This window comes from Sphingomonas sp. (genome assembly GCF_964263785.1).
Classification (GTDB): Bacteria; Pseudomonadota; Alphaproteobacteria; order Sphingomonadales; family Sphingomonadaceae; genus Sphingomonas.
Genome location: NZ_CAXVWL010000031.1, coordinates 1 through 22,459, shown reverse-complemented (window position 1 = coordinate 22,459; position 22,459 = coordinate 1). Strand labels below are relative to the sequence as shown.

21 protein-coding genes are annotated in these 22,459 nt (G+C 68.5%); 13 read left to right on the top strand and 8 right to left on the bottom strand.

Annotated elements, in window-relative coordinates:
* The 3 genes from ACE5C1_RS04970 to gluQRS form a co-directional block, all read right to left on the bottom strand.
* The coding region (locus tag ACE5C1_RS04970) for an ATP:cob(I)alamin adenosyltransferase (protein WP_374942958.1) at nt 1-264 on the bottom strand (264 nt) is incomplete at its 3' end.
* 2 nt (nt 265-266) lie between these two features.
* Nucleotides 267-497, bottom strand: coding sequence for a twin transmembrane helix small protein (locus tag ACE5C1_RS04965; protein ID WP_374942957.1), 231 nt, complete (start codon nt 495-497; stop codon nt 267-269).
* A gap of 9 nt (nt 498-506) precedes the next feature.
* A complete protein-coding gene (gene gluQRS / locus ACE5C1_RS04960) occupies nt 507-1,349 on the bottom strand; it encodes a tRNA glutamyl-Q(34) synthetase GluQRS (RefSeq protein WP_374942956.1) in 843 nt (280 codons plus the stop codon).
* A gap of 64 nt (nt 1,350-1,413) precedes the next feature.
* Here gluQRS and ACE5C1_RS04955 point away from each other — a divergent pair, with 64 nt between their 5' ends.
* From ACE5C1_RS04955 to ACE5C1_RS04930, 6 genes are all read left to right on the top strand, one after another.
* On the top strand, nt 1,414-1,980 hold the full coding sequence (locus ACE5C1_RS04955) for an HNH endonuclease (protein WP_374942955.1): 567 nt from the start codon (nt 1,414-1,416) through the stop codon (nt 1,978-1,980).
* 16 nt (nt 1,981-1,996) lie between these two features.
* Nucleotides 1,997-2,374, top strand: coding sequence for a hypothetical protein (locus ACE5C1_RS04950; RefSeq protein WP_374942954.1), 378 nt, complete (start codon nt 1,997-1,999; stop codon nt 2,372-2,374).
* A gap of 64 nt (nt 2,375-2,438) precedes the next feature.
* A complete protein-coding gene (gene ppc / locus ACE5C1_RS04945) occupies nt 2,439-5,153 on the top strand; it encodes a phosphoenolpyruvate carboxylase (protein ID WP_374942953.1) in 2,715 nt (904 codons plus the stop codon).
* Nucleotides 5,154-5,197: 44 nt separating this feature from the next.
* Nucleotides 5,198-6,454 (top strand): multidrug effflux MFS transporter, encoded by a 1,257-nt coding sequence (locus ACE5C1_RS04940; protein ID WP_374942952.1) that lies wholly within the window; start codon nt 5,198-5,200, stop codon nt 6,452-6,454.
* The gene (locus ACE5C1_RS04935) at nt 6,451-7,746 is read left to right on the top strand and encodes an Hsp70 family protein (RefSeq protein WP_374942951.1); all 1,296 of its coding nucleotides are present in this window, start codon (nt 6,451-6,453) and stop codon (nt 7,744-7,746) included. The genes ACE5C1_RS04940 and ACE5C1_RS04935 overlap by 4 nt, the downstream gene beginning before the upstream one ends.
* 62 nt (nt 7,747-7,808) lie before the next feature.
* Nucleotides 7,809-9,449, top strand: coding sequence for an inorganic phosphate transporter (locus ACE5C1_RS04930; protein WP_374942950.1), 1,641 nt, complete (start codon nt 7,809-7,811; stop codon nt 9,447-9,449).
* Here ACE5C1_RS04930 and ACE5C1_RS04925 read toward each other — a convergent pair.
* Nucleotides 9,407-11,074 (bottom strand): NAD(P)/FAD-dependent oxidoreductase, encoded by a 1,668-nt coding sequence (locus ACE5C1_RS04925; RefSeq protein WP_374942949.1) that lies wholly within the window; start codon nt 11,072-11,074, stop codon nt 9,407-9,409. The genes ACE5C1_RS04930 and ACE5C1_RS04925 overlap by 43 nt on opposite strands.
* A gap of 91 nt (nt 11,075-11,165) precedes the next feature.
* Between ACE5C1_RS04925 and ACE5C1_RS04920 the strand changes: the two genes are divergently transcribed.
* Together ACE5C1_RS04920 and ACE5C1_RS04915 are read left to right on the top strand one after the other, a co-directional pair.
* A complete protein-coding gene (locus tag ACE5C1_RS04920) occupies nt 11,166-11,363 on the top strand; it encodes a hypothetical protein (RefSeq protein ID WP_374942948.1) in 198 nt (65 codons plus the stop codon).
* Nucleotides 11,364-11,438: 75 nt separating this feature from the next.
* Complete coding sequence (locus ACE5C1_RS04915; RefSeq protein WP_374942959.1) at nt 11,439-12,641, top strand: MFS transporter; 1,203 nt, start codon at nt 11,439-11,441, stop codon at nt 12,639-12,641.
* On the opposite strand, the gene rpoZ is transcribed toward ACE5C1_RS04915, so the two are convergent.
* Nucleotides 12,629-12,973, bottom strand: coding sequence for a DNA-directed RNA polymerase subunit omega (rpoZ, locus tag ACE5C1_RS04910; RefSeq protein ID WP_374942947.1), 345 nt, complete (start codon nt 12,971-12,973; stop codon nt 12,629-12,631). The genes ACE5C1_RS04915 and rpoZ overlap by 13 nt on opposite strands.
* 136 nt (nt 12,974-13,109) lie before the next feature.
* Here rpoZ and ACE5C1_RS04905 point away from each other — a divergent pair, with 136 nt between their 5' ends.
* The gene (locus tag ACE5C1_RS04905) at nt 13,110-14,270 is read left to right on the top strand and encodes a phosphatidylserine/phosphatidylglycerophosphate/cardiolipin synthase family protein (RefSeq protein WP_374942946.1); all 1,161 of its coding nucleotides are present in this window, start codon (nt 13,110-13,112) and stop codon (nt 14,268-14,270) included.
* A gap of 105 nt (nt 14,271-14,375) precedes the next feature.
* Here ACE5C1_RS04905 and ACE5C1_RS04900 read toward each other — a convergent pair whose 3' ends face one another.
* The gene (locus ACE5C1_RS04900) at nt 14,376-15,026 is read right to left on the bottom strand and encodes a class I SAM-dependent methyltransferase (protein WP_374942945.1); all 651 of its coding nucleotides are present in this window, start codon (nt 15,024-15,026) and stop codon (nt 14,376-14,378) included.
* A 185-nt stretch (nt 15,027-15,211) separates the two neighbouring features.
* Here ACE5C1_RS04900 and ACE5C1_RS04895 point away from each other — a divergent pair, with 185 nt between their 5' ends.
* Nucleotides 15,212-16,489: an MFS transporter gene (locus ACE5C1_RS04895; protein WP_374942944.1), complete on the top strand. Its 1,278-nt coding sequence runs from the start codon at nt 15,212-15,214 to the stop codon at nt 16,487-16,489.
* Between the two features lies 1 nt (nt 16,490).
* Here the strand turns inward: ACE5C1_RS04895 and ACE5C1_RS04890 are convergent, their stop codons facing one another.
* The gene (locus ACE5C1_RS04890; RefSeq protein WP_374942943.1) at nt 16,491-18,776 is read right to left on the bottom strand and encodes a CDC48 family AAA ATPase; all 2,286 of its coding nucleotides are present in this window, start codon (nt 18,774-18,776) and stop codon (nt 16,491-16,493) included.
* A gap of 281 nt (nt 18,777-19,057) precedes the next feature.
* On the opposite strand from ACE5C1_RS04890, the gene ACE5C1_RS04885 reads away from it, so the two are divergent.
* Nucleotides 19,058-19,942 carry a LysR substrate-binding domain-containing protein gene (locus ACE5C1_RS04885; protein WP_374942942.1) on the top strand — a complete coding sequence of 295 codons (885 nt, stop codon included), beginning with the start codon at nt 19,058-19,060 and terminating at the stop codon, nt 19,940-19,942.
* Between the two features lie 133 nt (nt 19,943-20,075).
* Here ACE5C1_RS04885 and ACE5C1_RS04880 read toward each other — a convergent pair whose 3' ends face one another.
* Nucleotides 20,076-20,531 (bottom strand): peptidylprolyl isomerase, encoded by a 456-nt coding sequence (locus tag ACE5C1_RS04880; protein ID WP_374942941.1) that lies wholly within the window; start codon nt 20,529-20,531, stop codon nt 20,076-20,078.
* 134 nt (nt 20,532-20,665) lie between these two features.
* Here ACE5C1_RS04880 and mgtE point away from each other — a divergent pair, with 134 nt between their 5' ends.
* Together mgtE and ACE5C1_RS04870 are read left to right on the top strand one after the other, a co-directional pair.
* Nucleotides 20,666-22,060, top strand: a complete 1,395-nt coding sequence (gene mgtE, locus ACE5C1_RS04875) for a magnesium transporter (RefSeq protein WP_374942940.1) — start codon at nt 20,666-20,668, stop codon at nt 22,058-22,060.
* A 24-nt stretch (nt 22,061-22,084) separates the two neighbouring features.
* Nucleotides 22,085-22,459 (top strand): DUF1489 family protein (locus tag ACE5C1_RS04870; protein WP_374942939.1); only part of this gene is annotated, 375 nt, incomplete at its 3' end.

The window sequence follows — 22,459 nt, the reverse complement described above, 5'->3', positions numbered from 1 at the left end:
CAGGACCATCTCGGACGGGGTGAAATCGTCACCCGGCGTCGCCAGGTCCGCACCGAGGTCGAACAGGTCGTTCTGGACTCGCGTCAGCGCCTCGGCGAGGCTCCCGTCCACCGCGACGATCGCGACGCCCAGCACGCTGGTCGCCTCGTCCACATCGCCGATCGCCTGCAACCGCGCGTCATCCTTGGCGACCCGCGATCCGTCAACCAGGCCCGTGGTGCCGTCGTCGCCGGTCCGGGTGTAGATTTTTGTGAGCTTGACCAAACTCAGGTCCGCCCCGCCGCGAACAGGATCACGACAACGATCAGGACCGCCAGCGCCTGAAAGAAGATGCGCTGCTGCATCATCCGGTTTGACTTGAGCGACGCGGCACTCGGCCCGTCGCCGCTGCGGACCTGCGCATGGCTCTCTTGCAGGAATGAGATGACCCCGCGCACCAACGCCGCCACCGTGGCGATCATGGCGGCGATGAGCAGGATGACGAGGAAGGTGTTCATGGCTGTAATCTAAGCGTTCACGCCCGAAAATCCAGTGGCGCGCAGCCGCTCCGCCAGCGCGAGTCCATCAGCCCCGGCCTCTCGCATCGCAGCCAGCGCCGGGGCCCCGTGACGCTTGGCCAGCCGCTCGCCATCGGCTCCGGTCAGGAGCGTATGGTGGTGGTAGGCCGGCGTCGGCAGCCCGAGCAGCGCCTGCAGCAGGCGGTGGACGTGGGTCGCGGAAAACAGGTCGACGCCGCGCACCACATCCGTCACCCCTTGCGCCGCATCGTCGACCGTCACCGCGAGATGGTAGCTCGCCGGTGCATCCTTGCGCGCCAGCACCACATCACCCTGCGCCAGCGCCTCGCATCGGACGGTGCCGGCCGTCTCATCCCACCAGGCGAGCGGCCCCGTAATCGGCACCGCACGCGCCATGTCGATCCGCCAGGCGTGCGGCGCGTGCATCGCGCAATCCTTGCCGCGGCACGTCCCCGGATAGACCGGCTCCGGCCCGTGCGGCGCCAGGCTCGCCGCCGCGATGTCCGCCCGCGTGCAGACACAGGGGTAGAGCACGCCCGTCTCCTTCAGCCGCTCCAGTGCCGCGGCGTACAGCCCGAGCCGATCCGACTGAAAGGTCAGATCGTCCCAGTCCAGCCCTAGCCATGCCAGATCCTCCCGGATCGTCGCGACATGCTCCGGCCGGCTCCGCGTCCCGTCGATATCCTCGATCCGCAGCAGGAACCGCCCGCCCCGCGCGCGCGCGAAATCGTGGGCCCGGATCGCCGACGCCGCATGCCCCATGTGCAGTCTGCCGGTCGGCGACGGGGCGAACCGCGTCACCACGGGGGTTGACCCAGAGTCTGCGCTCATGCTGTCATGGCCCCGTCACGTGCCCGCGCCAACACGCGGATGCGACCCGCAAGAGGGAGGGCCAGTGTTTCATCCCGACCTGATCCGCCATCCGGACGGCTGTCCCGCGCTCGTCCTCAACGCCGATTATACCCCGCTCAGCTATTACCCGCTCTCCGTCTGGCCGTGGCAGACCGCGGTCAAGGCGGTATTTCTCGATCGCGTGGACATCGTCGCGCACTACGAGCGGGAGGTGAGGAGCGCCACCACCGCGCTGAAACTGCCGTCGGTGATCGCGCTCAAGCAGTTCGTGAAGCCATCGCAATTCCCCGCCTTCACCCGCTTCAACCTGTTCCTGCGCGATCGCTTCGCCTGCCAATATTGCAGCAGCCCCAAGGACCTGACCTTCGACCATGTGATCCCCCGCGCGCAAGGGGGCCGCACGACCTGGGAGAATGTCGTCACCGCGTGCGCGCCGTGCAACCTCAAGAAGGGCGGGCGCACGCCCAGGCAGGCGCACATGCCGCTTCATCTCGAACCGATCCGCCCGACCAGCTGGCACCTCCAGGAGCACGGCCGCAGCTTTCCGCCGCACTATCTCCACGACACGTGGCGCGACTGGCTCTACTGGGACATCGAGCTGGAGGCATAAGGGAAGCGGAGACGTGATGCGGGTTGCGATCGTGATGGCGGCGGCGGTGTTCGCGCCAGTGCTTCTGGGAGCCTGCTCCGACAAGGCGGAGGAACGCGCGCGGGCGGATGCGCACGCCGCGGGCTTCGTGCCGCCGTCGCTGATCACCCGGGTCGACTTCGGCGGCGCGCAACAGCGCCGCTTCGCCAACCTCGACCGCGACGGCAACGGCATCCTCAGCGGCGCCGAGATGCCGCGCACCCGGTCGCAGCTGATGCGGCTCGATCGCAACGGCGACGACAAGATCACGTCGAGCGAATTCGCCGAAGGCACGATCGCACGTTTCGACGCGATGGACCTGAACCACGACGGCACGCTGACTTCGGACGAACGCGTCGACGCGCGACGCGAGTAGCGCCTTCGACCGCACGCAAAACGCGCGATTGACCCCGGGCGTGCCGCAATGCAGCATCGCCTGCATGGCTACCCCTCCCCTCGCCCTGCCTCCCGTCGCGAACAACGCCGACGTCCGCTTCCTCGGCACGCTTCTCGGCGACGTCATCCGAGCTTATGGCGGCGAGCGATTGTTCGAGGCGACCGAGGCGATCCGCAAGGCCTCGGTCGAGCGGCATCGCGACGGCGGGGGCGACGGCGGGGGCCACGGTGCAGGCGACGACGCCGGAACGGTCGACCTCGGCCTCGATCGCCTCCGGCTCGACGAGACGCTCGATTTCGTCCGCGGCTTCATGCTGTTCTCGATGCTCGCCAATCTTGCCGAGGACCGCCAGGGCGTCGCAGTCGAGGAGGGTGCCGACCTCGCATCCGCGCTCGCGACCCTGGAACGCCAGGGCGTCGGCCGCGACGCGGTGCTGCACCTGCTCGACCATGCGCTGATCGCCCCCGTGCTGACCGCGCACCCCACCGAGGTGCGCCGCAAGAGCATGATCGACCACCGCAACCGCATCGCGCAGCTGCTGGCGATCAAGGACACCGGCGCCACCACCACCCCGGACGGCGATACGGTGGACGAGGCCATCCTGCGCCAGATCGCGCTGCTGTGGCAGACCCGCGTGCTGCGTCGCGAACGCCTCTACGTCACCGACGAGGTCGAGACCGCGCTCAGCTACCTGCGCGACGTGTTCCTGCCCGCGCTCCCCGCGCTCTACCAACGCTGGGACCGCGTGCTGGGTGCGCGCGTGCCTAGCTTCCTGCGTCCCGGCAGCTGGATCGGCGGCGACCGCGACGGCAACCCTTACGTCACCGCCGATTCGCTGAAAGTCGCGCTCGCCAAGGCGTCCGAAGCGGTACTCGGCCATTACCTCGACCAGGTCCACGCGCTCGGCGCCGAACTGTCGATCTCCGCCGAGCATGCCAGCGTCGACGACGCGGTCGCCACGCTGGCCGAAGCCAGCGGCGATTCGGCCGCGAGCCGTAGCGACGAACCGTACCGCCGTGCGCTATCGGGCATCTACGCCCGTCTCGCGGCCACCCATCTGACACTGACCGGCAAGCCCGCGCCGCGCCCCGGTGCGCTGAGCGGCGAACCGTACGGCGACCCGAAGTCCTTCCGCCGCGATCTCGTGGCGGTCGCGCATGCGCTGGAAATCGGCGGCAACGGACCGCTTGCAGGCAGCGGCGCCCTCGGGCGGCTGATCCGTTCGGTCGAGACCTTCGGCTTCCATCTCGCCACCCTCGACCTTCGCCAGAATAGCGCAGTCCACGAACGCGTCGTTGCCGAGTTGCTCGCGGTCGCCGGGGTCGAAGCCGATTACGCCGCGCTCGACGAGGACGCCCGCGTCGTGCTGCTGCGCCGAGAGCTCGCCAACGCACGCCCGCTCGCCAGCCGCTTCAACACCTATTCCGAAGAAACCGCCTCCGAACTCGCGATCGTCCAGGCCGCGGCGGATGCGCATGCCGCTTACGGCCCGCAGGCGATTGTCAATTACATCGTCTCGATGGGCAAGTCGGTCAGCGACCTGCTCGAAATCCACCTGCTGCTCAAGGAAGCCGGTCTCTACCGTCCCGGCGATCCGGCGACGTGCGCGATCATGGCGGTGCCGCTGTTCGAGACGATCGAGGACCTCGAAGCCGGCCCCGCGATCATGGCTGCGTATTTCGCGCTCCCGGAGATCGCCGCCATCACCAAGGCACGCGGCCATCAGGAAGTGATGATCGGCTATTCCGACAGCAACAAGGACGGCGGCTACCTGACCAGCACCTGGAGCCTGTCCAAGGCGTCAACCGCGTTCAAGCCGGTGTTCGCGGCGGCGGGGACGGCCATGCAGCTGTTCCACGGTCGCGGCGGCGCGGTCGGGCGCGGCGGCGGTTCGGCGTTTCCGGCGATCCGCGCGCAGCCCGCAGGCACCGTCCAGGGCCGCATCCGCATCACCGAACAGGGCGAGGTGATCGCGGGCAAATACGGCACCCGGGAGTCGGCGATCGCCAATCTGGAAGCGATGACGTCGGCGACGCTGCTCGCCACGCTGGAACCCGAACGCCTCTCCCCGGCCGAGACTATTCGCTTTTCGGCCGCGATGGACGAGATCTCGGGCACCGCGTTCAAGGCGTACCGCGACCTGGTATATGGGACGGAAGGCTTCCGCACCTTCTTCCGCCAGATGACTCCGATCGCCGAGATCGCCGGGCTCAACATCGGCAGCCGCCCGGCCAGCCGCACCAAATCCGACCGGATCGAGGACCTGCGCGCCATCCCCTGGGTATTCAGCTGGGCGCAGGCGCGCGTCATGCTGCCCGGCTGGTACGGCGTCGGCCACGCCCTCCAAGCCTTCGAGGATCACGGACTGCTACGAGAAATGTCGATCGGTTGGCCGCTGTTCGCCGCCACCCTCGCCAACATGGAGATGGTCCTCGCCAAGTCCGACATGGGCATTGCCGCGCGCTACGCCGCGCTGGTCGAGGACGATGCGGTGCGCGGCATCTTCACGACCATCCGCGAAGGCTGGCACCGCACCCACGACACCCTGCTGGCCGCCACCGGCCAGTCGCGGCTGCTCGAGCGGCACCCCGCGCTCGACGCATCGATCCGCCTGCGCCTGCCCTATATCGAGCCGCTCAACCTCCTCCAGATCGAGCTGATGAAGCGTCACCGCGCGGGCGAGGGCGATCCACGCATCGGTGAAGGCATCCTGCTGTCGATCAACGCGATCGCTACCGCGCTCAGAAATTCGGGCTGACCGCGCGCTGGCACTTGGCGCCGCTTGCCCCTAACCGCCCCCCAATGACCGATCCCCAGCCCCAGCCCGGCGTGCCCCATCCCGGCGTGCACCGCCGCGAGTTCGTCGCCTTCATCGCCGCGATCATGGCGGTGAACGCGCTTGGCGTCGACCTCATGCTTCCCGCGCTGCCCGCGATCGGTCGCGATCTGGGTGTTGCGGATGCCAATGCGCGGCAGTGGATCGTCACCGCCTATCTCTTCGGCTTCGGCCTGGGCCAGCTAGTCTACGGGCCGCTCGCCGACCGTTACGGGCGCAAGCCGATCCTGGTCCTGACATTGGCCGGCTTCCTCGCCGCAAGCGTCTTTGCCGCGGGCGCGCAGACCTTTCCCGCGCTGATCGGCGCGCGCGTGCTCCAGGGGCTGATGTCGGCCTCCACGCGCGTGCTGGCGGTGGCGATCGTGCGCGACAGCTACTCGGGGCGTCGTATGGCGCGCATCTCGTCGGTCGCGCAGATGATCTTCTTCCTGGTGCCGATCCTGGCACCCAGCATGGGGCAGGCGCTGCTGGCACTGGGGCCGTGGCGGTTCATCTTCTACGCGCTTGCCGCCTTTGCCGCGGTCGTGCTCGCCTGGTCGCTGCTGCGCATGCCCGAAACGCTGCCGCGCGAGCGCCGCGTGCCGATCTCGTTCGCATCGCTCGGCTATGCCTACCGGCTGACCCTCACCAACCGCTATTCGATCGGCTATGCGCTCGCCGCCTCGCTCACCTTCGGCGGCATCATCGCCTTTGTCTCCTCGGCGCCGCAGGTGTTCACCGACACCTTTCACGTCGGCAGCCGATTCACCTTGCTCTTCGCCGTCTGCGCCGCCGCAATGGGCGCAGCATCGTTCGCGAACAGCCGGCTGGTGGAACGGCTCGGCACGCGGCTGATCTCGCAAGCCGGGCTTTTCGCCCTCATCCTGCTCTCGCTCGCGCATCTGGCGGTCGCGCGCGCAGGGCTGGAGACGCTACCGAGCTACATGGTGTTCCAGGCGCTCAGCATGACGTGCATCGGCCTGTGCGGGTCCAATTTCGGCGCAATGGCGATGGAGCCGGTCGGCCACATCGCGGGCACCGCGTCCTCGGTGCAGGGCTTCATTTCCAGCCTGGGCGCGGTTGCGGTCGGCTCGGCGATCGGGCAGTCGTTCGACGGCACCACCTATCCGCTGGCGATCGGCTATCTCGGCATCGGGCTGGCCACCCTCGTCATCGTGTACGTGGTCGAGGATGGGCGCTTGTTCCAGCCGCGGATGGCACCGGTCGCGGAGCCGGCGCGATGACCGGCCGCCGCGTGGCGGGGCTCGATTTCGGAACGACCAACAGCGTCGCGGCGCTGGCGGGCGCGGACGGACAGCCGCGACTCCTCGATCTGGCGGGCTCGGACGCGGACAAGGCCGATGCGGTGTTCCGCTCGGCCTTGTGCTTCTGGCACGGCGGCGCAGCCGACAGCGGCCTCTCGGTCGAGGCGGGGCCATCCGCGATCCGCGAATATCTCGAATTCCCCTCCGACAGCCGCTTCCTGCAATCGTTCAAGTCGGTCGCCGCCAGCGCCTCGTTCGATACCGCCTCGGTTTTCCACAAACGGTTCCGGTTCGAGGAACTGGGCGCGATCTTCCTCGAACGCATGGCCGCGCACGCGGGCGGCGAACTCGACCGGCTCGACCGCGTGGTCGTCGGCCGACCGGTCGAATATGCCGGCGCCAGGCCCGACGCCGCGCTCGCACGCCGCCGCTGCGACGCGATGTTCGCCGGGTTCGCGGAGGAGGTCGGCTACGTCTACGAGCCCCTCGCCGCCGCGTTCAGCTATGCGTCGCGACTGACCGAGCCCGCGACGCTGCTGGTCGCCGACTTCGGCGGCGGCACCAGCGATTTCTCGGTGGTGCGCGTGGCGGCGCCGGGGGCCGCGCGACGCTGCGAGCCGCTGGGTCATGCGGGCATCGGCCTGGCGGGCGACCGGTTCGATTACCGGATCGTCGACCGCCTCGTCCTGCCGCGACTCGGCAAGGGCGGCAATTACCGCTCTTTCGACAAGGTGCTCGAAATCCCCCGCAGCTATTTCGCCGATTTCGCCGACTGGTCGCGGCTCGCGCTGATGCGCAATCGCCGTACGCTTGACGAACTCGCGCGGCTGAAGCGCAGCGCGCTCGATCCTGAGGCGATCGCGCGGATGATCGCGGTGATCGAGGAGGAGCTGGCCTTTCCGCTGTACGACGCGGTCGGGCAGTTGAAGCGCGCGCTGTCGCAGGACGAACGCGCGACGTTCCGCTTCGCAGGCGCTGGGTTCGAAATCGAGGCGGCGGTGACCCGCGCCGAGTTCGAGGGCTGGATTGCCGTAGACGTCGCTGCCATCGCGGCCACGATCGACACCGCGCTGGCCGATGCGGGCGTACAGCAAGGGGACATCGACCGCGTCTTCCTGACCGGCGGCACCTCGCTGGTGCCCGCGGTCCGGGCGCTGTTCACCGCCCGCTTCGGAGAGGCGAAGATCGCGTCGGGCGGCGAGCTGACCTCGATCGCGCATGGACTGGCACTGATCGCGCAGGAGGACGACCTGTCGGCCTGGACCGCCTGAGCCGCGGCTGGCCCTCAGGCCACCGTCACGAAAGTGTCGCACGCAAGGCCGATGGATGGAGCATGGCCACCACCTTCCACGCCGCCGCGGACTCGGCTCCGCGGCGCGGCCCGCGGCTCGATGCGCAGCTTCACCCGGCCGGGCGCTGGCTGTTCGCGGGCGTGCTGGCGGGCGGGCTGCTCTATGCGGGGTTCAGCATTCTCGCCGATACCAGCCAGGTCGGCGAACGCCTGGCGACCGGCGCCTTCCTCTTCCTGGGGCTGGCGCTCGTGATCGCGCTGGGGTTCGAATTCGTCAACGGCTTCCACGATACCGCCAACGCGGTCGCGACGGTGATCTACACCCATGCGATGCCCGCGCCGCTTGCGGTGCTGTGGTCGGGCGTCTTCAATTTCCTCGGCGTGCTCGTCTCGTCGGGAGCGGTCGCCTATTCGATCGTCACGCTGCTGCCCGTCGACCTGGTCCTCCATGTCGGCAGCGCCGCGGGCTATGCGATGATCTTCGCGCTGCTGCTCGCCGCGGTCGGGTGGAACCTGGCGACATGGATCGTCGGCCTGCCCAATTCATCGAGCCATGCGCTGATCGGGTCGATCCTCGGCGTCGGCCTGGCCAACCAGCTGCTGTCGAGCGACCCAGCGGGCACCGCCGGGGTCGACTGGAGCCAGGCCGAAAAGGTGCTGGTGACCCTGCTGGTCAGTCCGCTCGTCGGCTTCGCGGGCGCCTTCGTGCTATTGCTCGTCATGAAGCGGATGCTGCCGCGGCCCGAGCTCTACCGCGAGCCCGCCGCGAACCAGCCGCCGCCGCGCGGCATCCGTGCGCTGCTGATCTTCACGTGCACCGCGGTCAGCTTCGCGCACGGCGGCAACGATGGGCAGAAGGGCATGGGGCTGATCATGCTGATCCTGATCGGCTGCGCGCCGACCGCCTATGCGCTCAACCGCACCGTGCCCGAGAGCGCGACCCCGGCGTTCGTCCAGGCCTCTGCGGCCGCGCAAGGCGCCTTCGCGCGACAGTCGCGCGGCCTGTCCGCCACGCCCGCGCAGGCGCGCGAAACGCTGACCGACGCGTTGCGTGCGCGCCGCGTGGCGGCGGCGCAGACCTTTGCCGCACTGGCGGCGCTGTCGGACGACGTGTCCGGCCGGATCGCGGGCTACGGCTCGCTCGGCAAGGTTCCCGCCGCTGCGACTCCCAATCTGCGCAACGACATGTACCTCGTCCTCGACGCCTCCGCGCTGGTCCAGAAGGACGGGGCGACGCGCACCCGCATGACCGCCGCCGAGCTCGACGCGGTCAAGGCCTATGCGGGGCGGTTGGAGGAAGGCACCCGCTACATTCCCGGATGGGTCAAGGTCGCAGTGGCGCTTGCGCTGGGGCTCGGCACGATGGTCGGGTGGAAGCGGATCGTCGTCACCGTGGGCGAGCGGATCGGCAAGACCCACCTGACCTACGGCATGGGCGCATCGGCCGAGCTGGTCGCCGCCGCGACGATCCTGCTCGCCGAGCGCTTCGGCATGCCGGTGTCGACCACGCACATCCTGTCGTCGGGCGTAGCGGGCGCCTCGGTGGCGAACGGCGCCGGGCTGCAGCTGCGCACGGTGCGCAACATGGCGCTCGCCTGGGTGCTGACGCTGCCCGCCGCGATGCTGCTGGCGGGGCTGCTCTACTGGCTGATGCTTGGGGTCGTACGCACGCTGGGGCTCTGAGGGTTCCATTCGCCCATCGCCAGCGCGACCGCCTCGGCGACCTTGATGCCGTCGACCCCGGCCGACAGGATGCCCCCCGCATAGCCCGCGCCCTCTCCCGCCGGGAACAGCCCGGCGGTGTTGAGGCTCTGGAAATCCTGGCCCCGCGCGATCCGCACCGGCGACGAGGTCCGCGTCTCCACCCCGGTCAGCACCGCGTCGGGGTGATCGTATCCCGGCACCAGCCGCCCGAAGACCGGCAGCGCCTCGCGCAAGGCCGCGACGACGAAATCGGGCAGGCACGCCGCCAGATCGGTCGGGGTGACTCCCGGCCGGTACGAAGGAACGACGCTGCCGAGCGTACGCGACGGGCGCCCCGCCAGGAAATCGCCGAGCGTCTGCGCGGGTGCCGCATAGCTCGACCCGCCCGCGACGAACGCGCGCGACTCCCAATGGCGTTGCAGGTCGATTCCGGCCAGCGGATGGCCGGGATAGTCGCGCGCCGGATCGATGCCGACGACCAGCCCCGAATTGGCGTTGCGCTCGTTGCGCGAATATTGGCTCATGCCGTTGGTGGCGACCCGACCGGCTTCCGAGGTCGCGGCGACGACGGTGCCGCCCGGACACATGCAGAAGCTGTAGGCGGTGCGGCCACCCGCGCAGTGATGCGACAGGCTGTACGATGCGGCGCCCAGGTCCGGGTGCCCCGCGCACGGACCGAATCGTGCCTGGTCGATCCACGATTGCGGATGTTCGATCCGCACCCCGATCGAGAACGGCTTGGCCTCCACCTGCACGCCCGCTTCGTGCAGCATCGCAAAGGTATCGCGCGCGCTGTGCCCGACCGCGAGGACGACGTGATCGGCGTCGATCTGCTCGCCGGTATGCAGCCGCACGCCGCGCACCCGCCGCCCGCCAGCGGCATCGGTCGCGATGTCGAGGCCCTCGACGCGGTGCTCGAAGCGGTATTCGCCGCCCAGCGCCTCGATCGTCCGCCGCATCTGCTCGACCATCGTCACCAGGCGGAAGGTGCCGATATGCGGATGCGCATCGGTCAGGATCTCGGGCGGTGCACCGGCGCGCACGAACTCGCTCAGCACCTTGCGCCCGAGATGGCGGGGGTCCTGGATCTGGCTCCACAGCTTGCCGTCCGAGAACGTGCCTGCACCGCCCTCGCCGAACTGCACGTTGGATTCGGGGTTCAGCTCGCCGCGCCGCCACAGCGCCCAGGTGTCACGGGTGCGTTCGCGCACCACCTTGCCGCGGTCCAGGATGATCGGGCGCAGGCCCATCTGCGCCAGGATCAGCCCCGCGAACAGCCCGCATGGCCCAGCACCGACCACCACCGGTCGCGCGCCTGCGTGATCGATCGCCGCCGGGGCGACGAAGCGATAGCGCGTGTCCGGGGTCCGCCCGACATGGCGATCCTTGCGGAAGCGGTTCAGGATCGCCGCTTCGTCGCGCAACGTGACGTCGACCGAATAGACGAGCCGGATGTCCGCCTTGTCCCGCGCATCGTGCGCCCGCCTCGCAATGGCGAAGCGAATCAGCTCGCGCGGCCCGATCCGCAGCCGTTTGCAGACCGCGGATTGCAACGATTCTTGGGCATGGTGCAGCGGCAAGGCAAGGTCGGTGATGCGCAGCATGTCAGCGGTGCCTTTAGCGGGACCGCGCCGGATTGGCCATTTCGGCGTGTCGGGTCTTGCGAGCGACGTCTGCCCGCCGCATCGTGGCGCCATGCGGACAACCAGTGACGACGATATCGTGCGGCTGTATCATCTCGATACCGACAGCGGATCGGCGACAACCTTGCTGTACGGACCTTTGCGCGACGCACTGGCGGCCGCCGCGACATACCCGGCCGAGATGCAGGCGGATCTGTTCCTGCAAACCAGCAACGACGTGGTCTCCTATGTCGACCTGTCGACGGACTGAGCCGATGCCGCGTCGCACTGCCGCCTGGCCGGGCCGCTGACTCTGCGCATCGACATTCGGCAGGACCGGCCGGTGATGCTCCTGGCGGTCGCCAACGTCGGCGGGGTAATCGCCTATGTTCCCCTGCTCACCGTGCTGCTGCCGTCGAGAATGGCCGAACTGGCGGGCGCCGATCGCGTGGCGTGGCTCGCCGCTGCCACGCTGGCCGGCGCGATCGCCGCGAGCATCGCCAATGTCACGGTCGGCTGGGCCAGCGATGCCACGGGCACGCGGCGCGGGTGGGCTGCCACAGGGCTGGGTTTGACGCTCGCCAGCTACGCGCTCATCCACGCAGCCGCATCTCCTGCAGCGATGGTCGTTGCGGTCGCCACCTATCAATGCGCGCTCAACATGCTGCTCGCACCGCTCGCCGCCTGGGCTGCGGAGGCGGTGCCGGACGGGCGCAAAGGCCTGCTCGGCGGATTGCTCGCCAGCGGCCCCCCGGTCGGCGCGCTCGCCGGCGTCGTCGCGACGGCGCCGGCCTTCTCCGCCGGCTGGATGCGGCTGGGCGTGGTCTGCGCGATGATGGTGGCCGCGGTCGCACCCGTCCTGATCCTGCGCATACCCCCCATCGTCCGAACGCGCGAAATGAAGCAAGACGAAGTGCGCGTGAAGGCCGCTCGAACCGATTTCGCGCTGCTATGGACTGCTCGGCTGATCGTCCAGATCGCCGGCGGCACGGTGTTCGGCGTGCTGCTTTATTATTTCGAGGCCGTCTCCGCGCCGCTGTCGGAGGCCGGGGTTGCGCGACTCTCGGCCGCCGCCGCGGTGCTCGCACTCCCGGTCGCGTTACGGCTGGGCATGCTGTCCGACCGGAGCGGCCGGCGCAAACCCTTCCTGGTCGCAGCATCGCTGGCAGCGGCCGTCGGTCTGGCAATCATGGCATCGGCGACCGGCTTCGATGCCCGCGCGACCGGGTTCGTCTTCTTCGCCGCGGGCAGTGCGGTGTTCGTAGCGCTCCACGCTACGTATGCGATGGAGCTGCTGCCCTCATCCCGCCACCGCGGACGCGATTTGGGCATCCTGAACCTGGCGAACACGCTGCCGTCCGTCGTCGCGCCGCTGCTGACGCTGTGGCTGGTGCCGAACTACGGCTTTGCGGCCATGTTCAGGCTGCTCGCCGTGGCCCTGGTGATCGCCGGCGGGTGCATCCTGCTCGTGCAGCGCGATGGACGACGTGCCGCGGACCGAACGTTGCCGCCGGATGGCCCGGCGCCACTCAGCGGTCAGCCTTCGTAATCGCCGCCCAGGTTCTGGTTGCGCGGCGGCGCCGCCGCGGTCAGACGCAACGCCTCGGCCGATGCCGACAGCGAGCCCACCGCATCCACCTCGTCCTCGTCGTCGATCTGGACCTTTTGCAGGCTGCTGATCGCGGTCTCTTCGAGATGCTTGGGGCGCACCGTCTGGTCGGCGATCTCGCGCAGCGCCACGACCGGGTTCTTGTCGCGGTCACGATCGATCGTCAGGTCCGCGCCGCCCGATATCTGCCGCGCCCGCTGTGCCGCGAACAGCACCAGATCGAACCGGTTGGGAATCTTGTCGACGCAATCCTCGACGGTGACGCGTGCCATGCCGTGTCCTTCGTTGTCTAACGATGGGGAAAGGCGGGCGCCTAGCCGCGAAGGGCCATCGAGTCAAGGAAGGGGGCCAAGTCCAGCTTGCGGAGGGGGTTGCCGCCCGCGCCCGCGTCGGCCATCGCTGCGGGGGATGCCGGACCTACAGGACGCCCCCGCTCAGCCGACCTTCGAGGTCGACGGCAATCGCCTCACTCTGCTCGACACCGGCCCGCGCCGTCTCGACGCGCTGCTGAAGCTGATTGACGGTGCACGGGAGTCTTTGCGCATCCTTTATTACATCTACGCCGACGACGAGACCGGCCGCCGGGTCAACGCCGCGCTCACCGCCGCTGCTGCGCGCGGCGTCCGGGTCGCGCTGATCGTCGACGGCTTCGGGAGCCCGGTCGACAATTCGTTCTTCGCGCCGCTCGAAGCCGCGGGCGGATCGGTGTGCCGCTTTTCCGCGCGTTTCGGCCGCCGCTACCTGCTGCGCAATCACCAGAAGCTTGCGCTCGCCGACGAGCAGCGGATCATCATCGGCGGCTTCAACGTCGAGGACGATTATTTCGGCACGCTCGCCGAATACGCGTGGCGCGACCTGGGCCTTCTCGTCGAAGGTTCCGCCGCCGCGCGGATGGCACCGTATTTCGATACGCTGCAAGAAGCGATCACCGGCCACCCGAAAGTCCGTCCGCTCAACCGCACGTTGGCGCGCTTCAGCGAGGCGGAGGGGCGGCTGCGCTGGCTGATCGGCGGGCCGACGCGCAAGCTCTCGCCTTGGGCGCGTGCGCTGCGCACCGACATTGCGGCGGGCACTTGCATCGACGTGATCGCGGGATATTTCACGCCCAGCCCGCTCATCCTGCGCCGCATCAAGCGCGCCGGACGCGCCGCCAAGCGCGTCCGCATCGTCACCGCCGCCAAATCCGACAACAGTGCCACCATAGCGGCAGCACGCTTCAGCTACGCCGGATTGCTGCGCAAGGGCGTACGCATCTTCGAATACCAGCCGGCCAAGCTGCACACCAAGCTCTACGTCGTCGACGACGCGGTCTACATCGGCTCCGCCAATTTCGACATGCGCAGCCTGTTCATCAACCTCGAACTGATGTTGCGCATCGAGGATGCCGCGTTCGCCGACCACGTCCGCGGCTATGTCGATAACGAGGTGGCGCGATCGTGCGAGGTTACCGTCGAATCCTACCGTGCGACGGGTTGGGTGCAGCGGCTGCGCCACTTGGCCGCATATTTCCTCGTGGCGGTGATCGATCCGGGCGTCTCGCGTGGGCTGAACTTCGGGATCGACGAGTAGGCGGACTGTTGGGGCGAGAGGCTGGTTCTCAAGCGGACGACGGCAAAGCCGCCGTCGATCAGGTTCGGCAGCGCCGACCCGTCGACCGAGCCGGGCGCTGCGCGGCTAGCCGCGCACCGGGGCGGGTGTGGCCGCGCCTTCGCCCGTCTTCCACCCCCAATACAGCTGCGCCGGCGGCACGTTCCACCATTCCATATCGTGGTCGATGTCTGAAAAGTGCGGGTCGAGGAAATCCTTTACCCGCGGCGAGAACTGATACACGAGGAACGCCCCGCCCTCGCGAAGCACCCGGTGCGTTCCCGATGCGATCGCCGGGCCGACGCCGGGGGGAAGCGTCGAGAAGGGCAGCCCCGACAGAACATAGTCGGCATGCTCGTGCCCGTGATCCCGGACGATCCGCTCAACCTCGGCCGCCGATCCGTGGACCGCGAAGAAGCGCGGATCGGTGATCGTGTGGCGCAGATACCGAATGAAATCGGCATTGGTGTCGATCACGATCAGCTGCGCATCGGGCGCCATCAGCTCCAGGATCGGGCGGCAGAATGTCCCCACACCGGGGCCGTATTCGACGAACAGCTTGGTGTGGGCCCAGTCGACCGGACCGAGCATCTTGCGGATCAGCCGATCGGACGACGGCACGATCGATCCCACCATCACCGGATGTTTCAGGAATTGCTGGAAGAACATCTGCCACGGAGTCGGCATGCCCGGCGTACGGGCGCGCGCACGGCGCGCGGCGGTGGTCGTGCTGGGCATGGACATCCTGTTCCTGGTCGACGGCGGCCGAGTCCGTCGCACGTTTCGCAAACACCTTTCAAGCACCGGGGTTGCATGGATGCCCGAAACCGGCGCACTTCGCCGCATATGCAGGACGGCGCGCATCGAGACCGGACGGGTGAAGTCGCGGTCGCGGACGTGGCGCGCTCCTACGGATCGCGCGCATGACCGCGCAGCGCACCTTTCCGCTCATGTTCCTTGTCATGCTGACGATCGCGGCGGGCAACACCGCGCTGCAATCGGTGCTGCCCGCGCTCGGCCGGTCATTGGGTGTCGCCGACAGCGCGGTTGCCGCCGCCTTTTCGGTGTCGGCGCTGTTGTGGGTGATTGCCGCGCCCTTCTGGGCAAACCGTTCGGACCGCCACGGCAGGCGCGCGATGATCCTGCTCGGGGTCGGCGGCTTTTCGGTATCGCTGACCGTGTGCGGGCTGTTCCTGCTCGCCGGGATCAACGGGTGGATCAGCGGCGCGGCAGCATTCGGCGCGTTTATCGGCGGCCGGCTGATCTATGGCACCTTCGGCGCGGCGGCGCCGCCCGCGGTGCAGGCGCTGGTCGCGGGCGAGACGACGCGCGAGGAACGCACGAAGGCGCTGACGCTGCTCGCCTCCGCCTTCGGGCTCGGCACCATCCTGGGCCCCGCGATCGCGCCCTACCTGATCCTCGGGCACATCGGCCGTGTCGATGTCGGATTAGCCGGGCCCGCCTTCGTCTTCGCCGCCTTCGGGGTCGGCGTGTGGATCACTGTCCGGCGGACGCTTCCCGACGATCGCAGAGGCGCGCACGCCGGTCACGGCACCAGTAGCGCCTACCCCTCGATCGGGGGCGCGCCGACCGGCGCGACCGTCACCGCCGCGACCCAGTCGCATACCGAACGCGTCGGCTACACCGACCCGCGCATCCGTGCCTGGATGATCGCGGGACTGGTGATGGGCCATGCGCAGGCGATGACAGGACAGGCGATCGGCTTTCTCGTCATCGACCGTCTCGGCGTGCCCCCCGCGCAGGCGCTCCAGCCGACCGGGCTGGTCCTGATGATGGGCGCGGGCGCGGCGCTGCTCGCGCAATGGGGGGTGATCCCGCGGCTGTCGCTGACCCCGCGCAAGCTGGTCCTGGTCGGCCTAGCGATCGCCGCGGTGGGCACCGCGCTGACCGGTCTCGCGACCTCGCTCTACGGCATCGCCACTGCCTATGCCTTGGCGAGCCTCGGCTTCGGCTTCACGCGCCCCGGCTTCACCGCGGGTTCCAGCCTGGCGGTGGGCGCGGCGGCGCAGGGCTCGGTGGCGGGCAAGGTCACCAGCATCAACGGCGCCAGCTTCGTCCTCGGCCCATCGATCGGCGTCGGCCTGTACGAAGCGCAACATTCGCTGCCGTACCTCACCGCTGGCGCCGCATGCCTGGTGATGATCGGCTATTGCTGGGTGGCGCTGAACGAGCAGCGATAGCCTATCCCGCTCCCTTCGGCCCCGGCAGGGCCGGCATGCCGAACCCGATCGGCTGCAATGCCGCCGCATCCTGCTTCAGCCGGGCCGACATCTGTTCGTAGTCGCGCTCCATTTCGGCGGTGACGCTCGCGCGCGATTCGGTCAGCGCTTCCTCGAAGTCGGCCATCGTCACGCTGGTCGCGGCGATGTCGCGGCGCAGCGCCACGAGCCCGGCGCGCCGGACGACATCCTCCAGGTCGGCGCCGGTGAAGCGATCGGTCCGCGCCGCCACCCGCGCCAGGTCGACGTCGGGACCCAGCGGCATCTTGCCGGTCTGGATCGCGAGGATACGCACGCGCCCCGCCTCGGAGGGCACGCCCACATAGACGAGCTCGTCGAACCGTCCCGGCCTGAGCAGCGCCGGATCGACCAGGTTGGGCCGGTTGGTCGCACCGATCACCACCACCGACTGGAGTTCCTCCAGCCCGTCCATCTCGGCCAGGATCGTGTTGACCACCCGCTCGGTCACCTGCGGCTCGCCCGCACCGCTCCCGCGCGCAGGGACCAGCGAATCGAGCTCGTCGATGAAGATCACCGTCGGCGCGACCTGCCGCGCACGGCTGAACAACCGCGCGATCTGCTGCTCGCTTTCGCCATACCATTTGCTCAGCAGGTCGCTCGACTTGGTCGCGATGAAGTTCGCCTCCGCCTCACGCGCCACCGCCTTCGCCAGCAGCGTCTTGCCCGTCCCCGGCGGACCGTAGAGCAGGAACCCCTTGGCCGGGCGTATCCCCAATCGCCGGAACGCATCGGGGTTCTTGAGTGGCAGCTCGACGCCTTCCTTCAGCCGCATCTGAGCATCGTCGAGCCCGCCGACATCCTCCCAGCGCACGGTCGGCGCCTGCACCATCACCTCGCGCATCGCCGACGGCTGGACGCGCTTCAACGCCTCGAGGAAATCCTCGCGCGTCACCGACAGCGTGTCGAGCACCTCGGCCGGCACCGTCCGGTCCTGCAGGTTCAGCTGCGGCATGATCCGGCGGATCGCCTCAATCGCCGCCTCGCGCGCCAGCGCCGCCAAGTCGGCCCCGACGAAGCCATAGGTCGTGCGCGCAAGCTCGTTCAGGTCGACCTTGTCGCCGATCGGCATGCCGCGGGTGTGGATGCCCAGGATTTCGCGCCGCCCGCGCTCGTCCGGCACGCCGACGACGATCTCGCGGTCGAACCGCCCGGGCCGCCTGAGCGCCTCGTCGATCGCCTCGGGCCGGTTCGTGGCGGCGATCACCACCAGATTGGCGCGTGCCTCCAGCCCGTCCATCAGCGTCAGCAGCTGCGCGACCAGCCGCTTTTCGGCCTCCCCCTGCACCTGACCCCGCTTGGGCGCGATCGAGTCGATCTCGTCGATGAAGACGATCGACGGCGCAGCCTTGGCCGCCTGCTCGAACACCTCGCGCAATTGCCCTTCGGACTGGCCGTACGCCGATCCCATGATTTCCGGGCCGTTGATCAGGAAGAATTGCGCATCGCTCTCGTTCGCCACCGCGCGCGCGAGCCGGGTCTTGCCGGTGCCGGGGGGCCCGTGGAGCAGCACGCCTTTGGGCGGATCGACGCCGAGGCGCTGGAATAGCTCGGGATAGCGCAGCGGCAGCTCGACCATCTCGCGCAACTGATCGATCGTCGTCGCCATCCCGCCGATGTCGTCGTAGGTGACGTCCGCGCGCCGCGCCGCCTGCGGCTCGGTATATTCGGGCAGCAACTCGATTTCGGTATGCTCGTCGATATGGACGATCCCCTTGGGGCTCGCCGAGACGACCGACAGCCTGATCTCCTGGAGCGCGTACGCCGGCGCGTTCATGAAGCGCTGCACGTTGGGGGGCATGTCCGACACCCGCTGGTGCCCCGCGGTCGCGACCACGTCGCCTTGGCAGAACGGCCGTCCTAGGAAGGTGCGCTTGAGCGCGTTGGTCGACCCTTGCAGCCGCAGATTCTGCTGCGCGGGCGCAAACACGACGCGGGTCGCGGGCTTCGAATCGGCCTTGCGCACCTCGACGAAATCGCCCGATCCGACGCCTGCGTTGGCGCGCTGAAGCCCGTCGATGCGGAGCAGGTCCAGCCCCTCGTCCTCCGGATACGGCCCGACCACGCGCGCGGGCGTCGACTGCTTGCCGACGATCTCGATCACGTCGCCCTCGCCCACGTGCAACGCCGCCATCAGCGCGCGCGGCAGATGCGCCAGGCCGCGCCCCGAATCCTCGGGCCGGCTGTTGGCCACCTGGATGCGGCGGCTCGGGGGTTCGCTGTCGGGCATGGGATTCCTCTCGTCAGCCGCGAAGCGCGCGAGATGGGAAGCAGGTTCCCCGCCTCGCATCGGCACGACGCGAACGGAAAAAAAGGCCGGTCGCAAACGACCGGCCCTCGAAAGTTTTTAGGAGAGGATGCCTGAAAGGCACCGTCTGAATGCCGTGCCGCGGAATATGTTGCAAGTGCGAACGGATTTATCGCGCTTGCGAAATTTGCATTCGCAACTTGCAACCTATGGGCCTCCACGACAGATTGTACCGCATGATGCAGCGCACAAACCCGTAACCCATGCGCAGGCTTCCTCCCTTGGGCGCGATCGAGGCGTTCGTTCAGGTCGCGCGGCTCGGCTCGGCCAAGGCCGCGGCCGCCGAACTCGCGCTGTCCGCGCCCGCGCTCAGCCGCCGCGTCCAGAGCCTCGAACGCTTCATCGGCAAGCCACTCTTCGACCGTCGCCATCAGGCGATGGTCGCCAATACCGACGGCGAACGCCTGCTCGCGCAGATCGCCCCCGTGCTCGATCAGCTGTCGGACGCGGTCGAGGCGATGACCAGCAGCACCGAAGTGCTGCGCCTGCGTCTCGGCATCCTGCCGCTCTACGCCTCGCAGCGGCTGTTCCCACGCCTGGGCGAGCTGCGTGCGGCGCATCCCGAGCTCCACCTCGACATCGACACTGCCGGTCACGGCATCTCGCGGTTGGGCGAAGGGCTCGACGCGGCCATCGCGCTCGCCCGCGACATCGACCCGACGCTCTACGCCAAGCGGCTCGACCGCAATTCGGTCTACGTCATCGGCGCCAGGGCACTGCTTGAGGGCAAGACGCCGATCACCGACCCGGCGCAGCTCGCGGGCCTGTCCGCGCTCGTCCACCGCGACATGCCCGACACCTTCACCGCGTGGCGCGACGCGGCGGGGCTGGAGGACATCGAACCACTGGCGGTCGACATGTTCGATTCGGGCGCGCTGATGCTGGAGGCGGCGGCGCAGGGCCTGGGCGTCGCGTTCATGCACGCCAGCCATTTCGAGGACGCCAACGACCCCCGCCTTGTCCAGCTCTTCGGGATCGAGGTCGAGAGCCCGTACAGCTATTGGTTCGTCTGTCGCCCGCGCGCGCTGCTGACCAGGCCGGTGAAGCTGTTCCACGACTGGCTCATAGCCACGGTAGGCGCTGCCTGACTTTATCCCCTCCCGCAAGCGGGAGGGGCGGCGCAAAGCGCGGGGTGGGCAGGCTCCGATTTCGACGGTCGCGCTCAGGCCCACCCCGGCGGCTGCGCCGCCTGCCCCTCCCGCAAACGGGAGGGGAGAAATCTCAGGCAGCCCGCGCCTTGACGATCTTTCCCGGCGACCGCGGCGGCTCGCCGGTCGGCAGCGCGTCGATCAGCTCCATGCCGCCGGTCACTTCGCCCCAGACGGTATATTGCTTATCCAGAAACTTAGCGTCGTCGAAGACGATGAAGAATTGCGAATTGGCCGAATCCGGATCGCTCGTCCGCGCCATCGAGCAAATGCCACGCACGTGCGGCTCGGACGAGAACTCCTGCTTCAGATTGGGCTTGTCCGATCCGCTGGTGCCGGTCCCGGTCGGGTCGCCGCCCTGCGCCATGAAGCCCGGGATCACGCGGTGGAACACGACGCCGTCGTAGAAACCGTCGTTCGCCAGTTCGGCGATCCGGGCAACGTGGTTCGGGGCCAAATCGGAACGCAGTTTGATCGTCACGTCGCCCTCATCCAGCGTAAGGGTCAAGGTGCTCGGGGTATCGGCCATTACATTAAACTCCACGGGGAAAGGTCGGAGGCGCAGATAGGGACGCTGCCCCCGGCTGGCAAATCGCATCCACGCGCGGTAAGGCCGCCGCACCGCAGCAAGGTTGATGTGCCGCAAGGCGGCGGGAGGCACGCGTGACCGAAACCGAACTCCCCGAAGCGGACGTCGAGCAGCTGGACGAGGACGACCGGCTGAAGCCCGAATTCGTCCGCGCCGTCCTCGACGCGGTCGAGGCGGGCGACACCGAGGGCGCGCGCGCGCTGGTCGAGCCGCTCCACCCCGCCGACATCGCCGACCTGTTCGAGCTGACCCCGCACGAGGATCGCGCCGCGCTGGCGCATGCGGTCAGCGACCTGCTCGACGGCGACGTCTTCGCGGAAATGAACGATTATGTCCGCGAGGACCTGATCGACGCGCTGACCCCGACCGAAGTCGCGGACCTGGCGTCCGAGCTCGATACCGACGACGCGGTCGCGATCATCGAGGACATGGACGAGGACGAGCAGCGCGCGGTGCTGCGCGCGCTCGACCCCGACGACCGCGCCGCAATCGAGGAAGCGCTTTCCTACCCCGAGGAGTCCGCCGGCCGCCTGATGCAGCGCGAGCTGATCGCGGTGCCCGAACATTGGACAGTGGGCGACGCGATCGACTACCTGCGCGGGCACGAGGAACTGACCACCGATTTCTGGGAGATCTTCGTCGTCGATCCGGCGCACAAGCCGGTCGGCACATGTCAATTGTCGTGGATCCTGCGCACCCCGCGCAGCATCGCGATGCGCGACGTGATGAAGCGCGAACAAACGCTGATCCCGGTCGACATGGACCAGGAGGAGGTCGCGCTGCGCTTCCAGAAATATGCGTTGATATCCGCCGCGGTCACCGACGGCGGCGGGCGGCTGGTCGGGATGATCACCGTCGACGACATCGTCCACATCATCCAGCAGGAGGCGGGCGAAGACGTCTTGCGCCTGTCGGGTGCGGGCGAGGGCGACATCAACGAACCGATTCGCCTGACCGTGCGCACTCGGCTGACCTGGCTGGTCGTCAATCTCGGCACCGCCATTCTCGCGGCATCGGTCGTCGGCCTGTTTCAGCGTGAGATCGCCACCTTCGCGCTACTTGCGGTGCTGATGCCGATCGTATCGGGAATGGGTGGCAATGCGGGAACGCAGACGCTCGCGGTGGTCGTGCGCGCACTGGCGACCAACCAGCTGACCAGTTCCAATACCCGGCGGATGGTTCTGCGCGAGTTCCGCATCGCCGCTGCAAACGGCACCGCACTGGCGCTGCTGATCGGCGCTGGCACCTTTGTGATCTTTCACAATCGCGATCTGTCGCTGGTTATCGCCATGGCAATGCTGATCAACAATCTCACCGCCGGGCTCGCCGGGGTGCTGGTTCCGGTCACGCTCGACAAGCTCGACATAGACCCCGCGGTCTCGTCGGCGGTGTTTGTGACAACGATGACGGATGTGATGGGCTTCTTCTCGTTTCTCGGCCTCGCCAGCCTGTGGGGACTTGGCGCCTGATAGCCTCGCGCCCATTTGAAATGCGTGCCCCTCCACCTCACTAAAGTCGCTTTCGGCAATCCGAGCGTCGAGCATCTCGCCGAGCGGCTGGCGCAGCGCGCCACCGATGGTCCGCTGTTCCTGACCACCCGATACCTGCCCAAGCGCCACGAGGAAGTTTCGGGCCAAGGTTCGCTGTTCTGGATCATCAAGCACCAGCTCGTCGCACGATCGGCGATCCTGCACTTCGGCGAAGCGGAGGGCGGTCGCGTCGCCATCCACATCGACGCCGCACTGGTCCTCGTCCAGGCGCGTCCCAAGCGCGCGCACCAGGGCTGGCGCTATCTCGAGCATGCCGATGCGCCGGTCGATCTGGGCAACGGCGCGCAGGGGCTGGCCGAGATGCCGCCGGAACTGGTC

What these genes read in the sequence shown, in the direction of transcription:
- ACE5C1_RS04925 (WP_374942949.1), bottom strand. Translation starts at nt 11,074, where the DNA reads ATGCTGCGCATCACCGACCTTGCCTTGCCGCTGCACCATGCCCAAGAA.
- ACE5C1_RS04935 (WP_374942951.1), top strand. Translation starts at nt 6,451, where the DNA reads ATGACCGGCCGCCGCGTGGCGGGGCTCGATTTCGGAACGACCAACAGC.
- ACE5C1_RS04890 (WP_374942943.1), bottom strand. Translation starts at nt 18,776, where the DNA reads ATGCCCGACAGCGAACCCCCGAGCCGCCGCATCCAGGTGGCCAACAGC.
- ACE5C1_RS04915 (WP_374942959.1), top strand. Translation starts at nt 11,439, where the DNA reads ATGCTCCTGGCGGTCGCCAACGTCGGCGGGGTAATCGCCTATGTTCCC.
- rpoZ (WP_374942947.1), bottom strand. Translation starts at nt 12,973, where the DNA reads ATGGCACGCGTCACCGTCGAGGATTGCGTCGACAAGATTCCCAACCGG.
- ACE5C1_RS04900 (WP_374942945.1), bottom strand. Translation starts at nt 15,026, where the DNA reads ATGCCCAGCACGACCACCGCCGCGCGCCGTGCGCGCGCCCGTACGCCG.
- ACE5C1_RS04880 (WP_374942941.1), bottom strand. Translation starts at nt 20,531, where the DNA reads ATGGCCGATACCCCGAGCACCTTGACCCTTACGCTGGATGAGGGCGAC.
- ACE5C1_RS04905 (WP_374942946.1), top strand. Translation starts at nt 13,110, where the DNA reads ATGCCGGACCTACAGGACGCCCCCGCTCAGCCGACCTTCGAGGTCGAC.
- ACE5C1_RS04885 (WP_374942942.1), top strand. Translation starts at nt 19,058, where the DNA reads ATGCGCAGGCTTCCTCCCTTGGGCGCGATCGAGGCGTTCGTTCAGGTC.
- ACE5C1_RS04950 (WP_374942954.1), top strand. Translation starts at nt 1,997, where the DNA reads ATGCGGGTTGCGATCGTGATGGCGGCGGCGGTGTTCGCGCCAGTGCTT.
- ppc (WP_374942953.1), top strand. Translation starts at nt 2,439, where the DNA reads ATGGCTACCCCTCCCCTCGCCCTGCCTCCCGTCGCGAACAACGCCGAC.
- ACE5C1_RS04895 (WP_374942944.1), top strand. Translation starts at nt 15,212, where the DNA reads ATGACCGCGCAGCGCACCTTTCCGCTCATGTTCCTTGTCATGCTGACG.
- ACE5C1_RS04930 (WP_374942950.1), top strand. Translation starts at nt 7,809, where the DNA reads ATGGCCACCACCTTCCACGCCGCCGCGGACTCGGCTCCGCGGCGCGGC.
- ACE5C1_RS04940 (WP_374942952.1), top strand. Translation starts at nt 5,198, where the DNA reads ATGACCGATCCCCAGCCCCAGCCCGGCGTGCCCCATCCCGGCGTGCAC.
- ACE5C1_RS04965 (WP_374942957.1), bottom strand. Translation starts at nt 497, where the DNA reads ATGAACACCTTCCTCGTCATCCTGCTCATCGCCGCCATGATCGCCACG.
- ACE5C1_RS04920 (WP_374942948.1), top strand. Translation starts at nt 11,166, where the DNA reads ATGCGGACAACCAGTGACGACGATATCGTGCGGCTGTATCATCTCGAT.
- gluQRS (WP_374942956.1), bottom strand. Translation starts at nt 1,349, where the DNA reads ATGAGCGCAGACTCTGGGTCAACCCCCGTGGTGACGCGGTTCGCCCCG.